This is a genomic window from Trueperaceae bacterium (assembly GCA_019454765.1).
GTDB lineage: Bacteria > Deinococcota > Deinococci > Deinococcales > Trueperaceae > JAAYYF01.
Map to the genome: position 1 here is coordinate 13717 of JACFNR010000009.1, position 6210 is coordinate 19926.

Here is a 6210-nt window from a genome sequence, read left to right on the forward strand (position 1 = left end):
GCGGACGCGCGCTGCGGACGCGCGCTGCGCGCGGTTGCACGCGTCGGAGCCGCGTGATATCCTCCGCTTCGCTCGCGGCGCCACGGCCGTTCCCGGCGCCAAGACGAGCAGGCGTGGGCGATTAGCTCAGCTGGTTAGAGCGCGTCGCTGATAACGACGAGGTCAGTGGTTCGAGTCCACTATCGCCCACCATCCGAACGGCAGCCCGCCCCAACCCGAACCTCCTCAGTCGGTCGCGAACACCGCCGTGCTCGGGGCGAGCTTCATCTCGAGCCTGAACGTCGCGGGGCCACGCTGCACCGTCAGCGTGACCACGTCGCCGATCCGCTTGCTGCGCACGACGGCCAGCAGGTCGTAGAAGGTCGGGGTGGCCCGGCCGTCGACCGCGACGATCACGTCGGCGACCGGCGTGACCGTCACGCTGCCGTCGCCGTTCACCACCGTCTCCTGCTCGAGGCTGCGCAACCCCGCCATGGCCGCCGGCCCACCGGGCTCCACCCTATCGACGATCGGGCCGGGGCGCGGGCCAAGGTAGTGGGGGCTCCTGGCAGGATCGTAGTCGAGACCCTCGCGCCACCTGAACCCCACCACGGGCACGTCGCGCCGCTCGCCCGCGAGGACGCCCGTCACGAGGTCGCTGCCGCGCGTCAAGGGGACGGCGTAGCCCGCGAAGTCCCGCGTCAGGCTCAACCCCTGCAGGAAGGGCGGGACGTACGACTGCGAGCTCATGGCGTTGGGGTTGAAGCTGATGTAGCTGACGACGCCCACCGCCTCGCCCCTGTCGTTGACGACCGGCCCGCCCGAGTCGCCCGGCGCGAGCGAGTTCGTGAGTTCGATGGTGTCGTTCGCGAAGTCGGCCCGGCCGGCCTGCACCCCGAGGCGCGTCACGCGCCCAGCGCGCGCGCCCATGAAGTCGTCGCGGCTGTTGCCGATGGCCACCACGTTGGTGCCCGGGCTCGGCGTGCGCGTCGCCAGCGGGATGTACGGCACCAGCGTCGTCACCTGCGCCCTCAACGCCGCCAGGTCCATGTAGGCGTCGAACCCGACGAGCTCGACCGGGTACTCCAACCTGTCCGTGGTGACGGCCACCAGGCGAGCGCGGCACGGGGCGTTGGTCTCCGCCGCCACGACGTGATAGGCCGTGAGCAGCAGCCCCGACTCGTCGACGAAGAAGCCGGTTCCCACCCCGAGGACGCGGCTGCGGCCGCCGCTCACGCAGCGGGCCTCCAGCCTGACCGTCGCGTCGCGGCTGTTCTCGAAGGCGGTGAGCAGCCGGCCGGTCGGCGCCTCGATGGCGGGCGACGTACCGGCCACGTGCACGAGCCGCGGCTCCGGCCGCAACCTGCTGCCCAGCACCGCCGTGAGCGCCAGCAGCGCCAGCAGCACCCAGGTGAAGGCGCGCACCTGCCGCAGGCGCGCCGCTCCGCCGGCCGGCCCGACCTCGCCGGCCGGCGCGTCGTGGACGGCGGCGCCGGCCGGCCGCGGCCCGTGCTCGTCCGCCTGAAGCTGGTGCTCCACCGGCAGGTGCCTGCCCCCGCCATCGCGAGAATCCATGGGCCCATTATGAGGGCCGCGCGTCCGGCGCAAGTATCATGGCCCTCATGTCAGTGACAGTCGACAACCGCGGGGACGCCCGTTACGGCGAGGTGCTCGCCGAGATGGCGCGCAGGACGCGCGCCTGGACCGGCCCCATCGTCGTGGTGGCGCACGTCGATCCGGACGGCGACGCCCTCGGCAGCGCGCTCGCGCTGGCGCGCGCCCTCGAGACCCTCGGCAAGCGCGTGACGGTGCCGCTCACGCCCCCCGCCTACCTCGGGTTCCTGGCCGAGGCCGGCGAGCTGGCGCCCCCCCTGGCGAGCCTCGAGCCCGGCACCCTCTTGTTCGTCCTGGACGCCGGCGACCCCGGGCGCGTGGCGGGAGCACCCGTGCAGGGCGCCGCGGCGGTCTTCAACATCGACCACCACGGCACCAACTCGCGCTTCGGCGACCTTGCGGTCGTCGAGCCGTCGAAGGCGGCCACCGCCGTGCTCATCAAGGAACTCGTCGACGCGCTACGGGTCGACTGGACCGGCGCCCTGGCCACGCCCTGCCTGGCGGGGATACTGACGGACACAGGCAACTTCCGCTTCGGCAACACCAACACGGAGGCGTTGACGACGGCGGGCGCGCTGATCGAGGCCGGCGTCGACTACGGCGAGCTCACCGACAGGTTGCAATGGCGTCCCCCGGGCTACTTCACGCTCCTCTCCAAGGTCATGGCCACCGTCACCTTCGCGGAGGAAGGGCGGCTCGTGTACGCCAAGCTCACGGAGGAGATGCGCGGCGGCAGCCCCGACGACGACTCCGACGACTTCGTGGGCGTCATCCGCTACGCCGAGGGCGCCATGGTGGCGGTGCTCCTGAAGGAGCGGGGCGAGACCGTGAAGCTGAGCGTCCGCGCCCGCGCCGGCGCGTCGGCCCAGCGCATCTGCCTGGCGCTGGGAGGCGGCGGGCACGTGGCCGCGGCCGGGGCGACCGTCGCCGGCACGCTCGCGCAGGCGGAAGCCTCGATGCTGGCGGCCGTGGCCGACGAACTGAGGCGGGGGACTACCGAGTGAGCGGCGCGCGCCCCGCCGCCCCGACCCCCGCCAGCTCGCCGGCGGCCCGCGCCAGCGCGGGGAGCGCGGCGAGGTCGGGCGCGACGACGAGGCCCGCGGCGGCCAGCCACGGCAGCACGTGCTCGGTCGGCAGGTTGCCGACGAGGGCGTCGGCCGCGAACGGGCAACCGCCCACCCCACCCAGGGCCCCCTCGAACCACCTGACCCCGTGAGCTAGCGCCACCTCGAGCTTGTCGCTCCACGCCCCGGGCGCGGCGTGGAGGTGCAGGCCCAACCCGGCCGGGTCGGACACCTCAGCCATGACGGCGCGCACCACCTCGGCGCTCGCGTCGCCGAGCGTGTCCGCGAGCGCGAGGCGCCGCACCCCTAGCTCGCGCAGGCGCGCCACCGCGGCCGCCGTCACCGCCGGGCTCCACGGGTCGCCGTACGGGTTACCGAAGCCCATGGAGACGTAGACGACCAGGTCGAGCCCGGCCGCGCCGGCAGCCGCCAGCAGCCCCGCCACCAGCTCCCACGACTCCTGCACGGAGCGCCCCACGTTGCGGCGCTGGAACGTGTCGCTCACGGATAGCGGGTACCCGACGCTGGTGACTCCCGCGGCCGCCGCCGCTCGCTCGAGGCCGCGCTCGTTCCCGATGATGCAGAGGAGGTCCGCGCCCGGGGCGGGACCGAGCGCGGCCAGGACCTCCTCGGTGTCGGCCATCTGGGGAACGAGCTTCCTGGAGACGAACGAGCCGAGGTCTAGGTGCGCGAAGCCGGCGGCCAGCAGGTCCTGCAGGTGCCGCACCTTCAGCGCCGTGGGGGGCGCGTGCGCGAGCCCCTGCCAGGCGTCGCGCGGGCACTCCACCCAGGTGACCCAATCGGGAGCGGCCATGCCGCGAGTGTACCCGGGCCCCGCCCCCGCGGCACCGGGCAACGGCCCAACGGCGCCCGGTCGCGACCGGGCGCGCCGGCCGGCCGACGCGGCGGCGTTCCCTATACTTGGAGGCGTGCTGCGGACGCTGGAACTGCGCGACTTCGCCATCGTGGACGAGCTCGCCCTCGACCTCGCGCCGGGCCTGAACGTGCTGACCGGCGAGACCGGCGCCGGCAAGTCCATCGTCGTGGACGCCCTCGAGCTGCTCAGCGGCGGCAGGGCAGACGTCGGCGTGGTGCGGGCCGGCGCCGAGGCAGCGCTCGTGCAGGCAACGTTCGAGGGCGCGCCGTTCGGCTCGGCGTCGCGGCGCGTCGCCGTCAACGGACGCCACGGGGCGCGCCTCGACGGTGAGCTCGTGACCGTCGCCGAGCTGTCGACGGCCGTGGGGGCGGCCGTGAGGGTGTTCGGGCAACACGCCGCCCAGCAGCTCCTCTCCCCCGCCGCGCAACGCGAGCAGCTCGACCGGCTGCTGGCGCCCGGCGACCGGGGCGCCCTCGCGCGGCACCGCGAGGCGTTCGCGGCCCTGCAGCAGACCGCGTCCGCGCTGGACGAGCTGCGCGCCGCCCGCAGGGAGCGCTCCCGCCGCCTCGACACCCTGGCGCACCAACTGAGCGAGATCGACCGGGTCGCCCCGGTGCCTGGCGAGGACGAGAGCCTCGCCGCCGAGCTCGCCGCGCTGCAGCACGCCGAGCGGATCGTGCTGGCGGGCTCCAGGGCTTTGGCGGCACTGGCGGGCGACGACGGCGGCGCCGCCGCCCTCGCGGCCGAGGCCCTGCGCGAGCTGGAGGGAGCGGCGCGCTACGCCGCCGCCTACGCGCCGTTGGCGCGGGACCTGCGCGAGCTGGTCGGGGGGCTCGGCGCGGTCGCCACCGAGGTGGAGGCGTTCCTGTCGGACTTCGACGCGGACCCGCGGCGGCTCGACGACGTCCAGGCGCGCCTGGCGGCCCTGGAGGGCCTCGAGCGCAAGTACGGTCCGGACGTCGCCGCCGTGCTCGAGTACCGGGCCGCGGCGGCCGCCGAGGTGGCCGGGCTGCAGGGGGCCGACGACGAGGTCGCGCGGCTCGAGGCCGAGGAGCGAGCGCTGGGGGTCGAGCTGGACGAGCTCGGTCGGCGGCTCACGGCGGCGCGGGGCGCCGCCGGCGGGGCGCTGGCGGTCGAGGTGCTCCCGCTGCTCGTGGCGCTGGGCCTGCCGGCCGCCCGCTTCGAGGTGGAGGTCGCGCCCGCTCAGAAGCGCGGCCGCTCGGGTGCGGACGACGTGGCGTTCCTCTTCGGCGCCAACCCGGGGGAGCCGCTGAAGCGCGTGTCCGACGCCGCCTCCGGCGGCGAGCTGTCGCGCATCATGCTGGCGCTCCACCTGGTGACGGGCTCCGACATCCCGACCGTGGCCTTCGACGAGGTCGACGCGGGGGTCGGTGGCAGGACCGCCGACCAGGTGGGCGCGCTGCTCGCCCGCCTGGCCGGGGAGCGGCAGGTCTTGGTCGTCACGCACCTGGCTCAGGTGGCCGCCTACGCGAGCGCGCACTTCAAGGTCGACAAGGCGGAGGTTGGCGGCCGCACCGTCACGCGCGTGCGGCGCCTGGCCGAGCCAGAGCGGGTCGAGGAGTTGGCGCGGCTCCTGTCCGGCACCCTGACCGAGGCCTCCATGCGTCACGCGGCCGAGCTCCTGGCGCGCGCCGGGGCGCTGGCAACGGCCCCCGCCGGCGCCAAGAACCGGGCGCGGGCGAGCACCGGCGCCCGCGCCGGCCGCCGCCAGGGCAGCGCCGACGGCTGAGCTGCGCGGGCGGCCTCGCCTCGCGCCCGGGCGGTCGCGTCACACCAGGGCCACGGCGCGACTGCGCTATGCTGGGCACGTGGAGCAGCGCCGATCCCGCTGTAGCGCCTGAGGATGGACGCGGAAGGCCGTCACGACGGCGAGCCGTGCCCGCGCTGCGGCTCCACGGCCACCATCACCTACCACTACGTCGAAGGGTTCGAGGAGCTGGAGTGCCCGGCCTGCGGGTACGCCTCGGACGCGCACGAGCTCGCGGCGCTGGGGCGCCTCGCCCTCGGTCTGCCCGAACGCCCCCCGACGGGCAGGGGCGCGGCCACCACCGAACCCGACTCGCCACTGGAGCGCGAGGCGTCGTCCTACCCGCGCCGTAGCCTCCGGGCCTGACAGTGCAACACGGCGCCCCAAGCCTCCGCCGCGCACCATGCGACCGGCGGAGGCTTGGGGCGCGTTCATCATCGTCACCACCCCGCCAGGAGCAATGGACCCGCCCGAGCATCGCGGCCCCACGGGTCCGGAAGGAGCAGGAATGGACGTGAAGGTCGTTCTCAGCACCGAGGAGATCTTGCGCGGTCTGAAGCATTACCGGCGCATCGCGAAGCAGGACCTGCTGCGCGCGCCGGAGACGCCGGACCCGGAGGCGTTCCGCCAGCACGCCGAGGCCAGGCGCGGCGTCTACGCCGAGCTGAGCAAGATCGCCGAGGACGGCGGTCCCGACGAGGCGGCGCGGGCGGCCCTGCGCGCCTACCAGGACCTGCCGTTCGTGACGGGGTCGGAGCTGCCCGAGCACACGGAGATCAAGGGCCGCGAGAACGCCCTCGAGAACTTCTTCCTGATGATCGGCCTCGAGCCGCGCCTGCGGCGCGAGGCGCGCAGCCGCCGCCCCAGCTTGGCAGGTCCCGCCGCCGCGGTGGCCCCGGAGCTGGGCG

Annotated in this window: 6 protein-coding genes and 1 tRNA gene; 5 read left to right on the forward strand and 2 right to left on the reverse strand. The window is 75.0% G+C overall.

Going from position 1 to position 6210, the window contains the following annotated elements:
• Positions 1-115 precede the first annotated feature (115 nt).
• Positions 116-192 (forward strand) — tRNA-Ile (locus H3C53_04380).
• A gap of 33 nt (positions 193-225) precedes the next feature.
• On the opposite strand, the gene H3C53_04385 is transcribed toward H3C53_04380, so the two are convergent.
• Complete coding sequence (locus tag H3C53_04385) at positions 226-1554, reverse strand: serine protease (protein MBW7915912.1); 1329 nt, start codon at positions 1552-1554, stop codon at positions 226-228.
• Positions 1555-1601: 47 nt separating this feature from the next.
• On the opposite strand from H3C53_04385, the gene H3C53_04390 reads away from it, so the two are divergent.
• Entirely contained in the window at positions 1602-2597 is a 996-nt protein-coding gene (locus tag H3C53_04390) for a DHH family phosphoesterase (protein ID MBW7915913.1), read from the forward strand.
• Here H3C53_04390 and H3C53_04395 read toward each other — a convergent pair.
• Positions 2587-3471 (reverse strand): hydroxymethylglutaryl-CoA lyase, encoded by an 885-nt coding sequence (locus H3C53_04395; GenBank protein MBW7915914.1) that lies wholly within the window; start codon positions 3469-3471, stop codon positions 2587-2589. The genes H3C53_04390 and H3C53_04395 overlap by 11 nt on opposite strands.
• A 115-nt stretch (positions 3472-3586) precedes the next feature.
• Here H3C53_04395 and H3C53_04400 point away from each other — a divergent pair, with 115 nt between their 5' ends.
• The 3 genes from H3C53_04400 to H3C53_04410 form a co-directional block, all read left to right on the forward strand.
• Complete coding sequence (locus tag H3C53_04400; GenBank protein MBW7915915.1) at positions 3587-5284, forward strand: DNA repair protein RecN; 1698 nt, start codon at positions 3587-3589, stop codon at positions 5282-5284.
• Positions 5285-5398: 114 nt separating this feature from the next.
• Positions 5399-5668, forward strand: a complete 270-nt coding sequence (locus H3C53_04405; GenBank protein ID MBW7915916.1) for a hypothetical protein — start codon at positions 5399-5401, stop codon at positions 5666-5668.
• A 142-nt stretch (positions 5669-5810) separates the two neighbouring features.
• Positions 5811-6210 (forward strand): hypothetical protein (locus tag H3C53_04410; GenBank protein MBW7915917.1); only part of this gene is annotated, 400 nt, incomplete at its 3' end.

Excerpts from the sequence above, each read along its gene's own strand:
- H3C53_04385 (MBW7915912.1), bottom strand. The coding sequence starts at position 1,554 with ATGGATTCTCGCGATGGCGGGGGCAGGCACCTGCCGGTGGAGCACCAG.
- H3C53_04390 (MBW7915913.1), top strand. The coding sequence starts at position 1,602 with ATGTCAGTGACAGTCGACAACCGCGGGGACGCCCGTTACGGCGAGGTG.
- H3C53_04395 (MBW7915914.1), bottom strand. The coding sequence starts at position 3,471 with ATGGCCGCTCCCGATTGGGTCACCTGGGTGGAGTGCCCGCGCGACGCC.
- H3C53_04405 (MBW7915916.1), top strand. The coding sequence starts at position 5,399 with ATGGACGCGGAAGGCCGTCACGACGGCGAGCCGTGCCCGCGCTGCGGC.